General features: G+C 70.3%; 1 pseudogene. It reads left to right on the forward strand.

Annotated elements, in window-relative coordinates:
* Positions 1 to 125: 125 nt before the first annotated feature.
* Positions 126 to 886, forward strand: a pseudogene (locus AC27IO_RS24875) (AAA family ATPase); the annotation flags it as partial.

Here is an 886-nt window from a genome sequence, read left to right on the forward strand (position 1 = left end):
GGGGCGGCCCTTGGGCGGCGTCTGCTGGCGCGGCCTGCTCCGCGGCCTTCGGAAGGGACAGCGCCCGCCAGTGCATGGGCCTTTGCACTTGCCGCCTCCTCGATAACGCATCAAAAAGGACAGCCATGGAACACGCCACACCGCAGACCGCCACGCTGATGGAGCAGATCCTCTACGAGGTCAAGCGCGTCGTGGTCGGGCAGGACCGCTTCCTGGAGCGCGTGATGGTGGCCATGCTGTCGCAGGGCCACCTGCTGGTCGAGGGCGTGCCCGGCCTGGCCAAGACGCTCACCGTCAAGACCCTGGCCAGCACCGTGCAGGGCCAGTTCAAGCGCATCCAGTTCACGCCCGACCTGGTGCCCGCCGACCTGGTGGGCACGCGCATGTACAACCAGCGCACGGGCGAGTTCAGCACCACGCGCGGCCCCGTGTTCACCAACCTGCTGCTGGCCGACGAGATCAACCGCGCGCCCGCCAAGGTGCAGAGCGCGCTGCTGGAGGTGATGCAGGAGCGCCAGGTGACCATCGCGGGCGAGACGCACCGCGTGCCCGAGCCCTTTCTGGTGATGGCCACGCAGAACCCCATCGAGACCGAGGGCACCTACGCGCTGCCCGAGCGCAGGTGGACCGCTTCATGATGAAGGTGCTCGTGGGCTACCCAAGCGAAGAGGAAGAGTTCGTGATCGCCCAGCGCGCGCTCGCACCCGCCGTGCAGGTGGCCGCCGTGGCCACCACCGGCCAGCTCGCCGCGCTGCAGGCCGAGTGCCGCACGGTCTACGTAGACCCGTCGCTGCTGCAGTACGTCGTGCGCCTGGTGGCCGCCACGCGCGCGCCGGCCCAGTACGGCCTGCCCGGCCTGGCGCCGCGCATCGCCTGCGGCGCCAGC

It is taken from the genome of Acidovorax sp. KNOB132 (assembly GCF_057541515.1).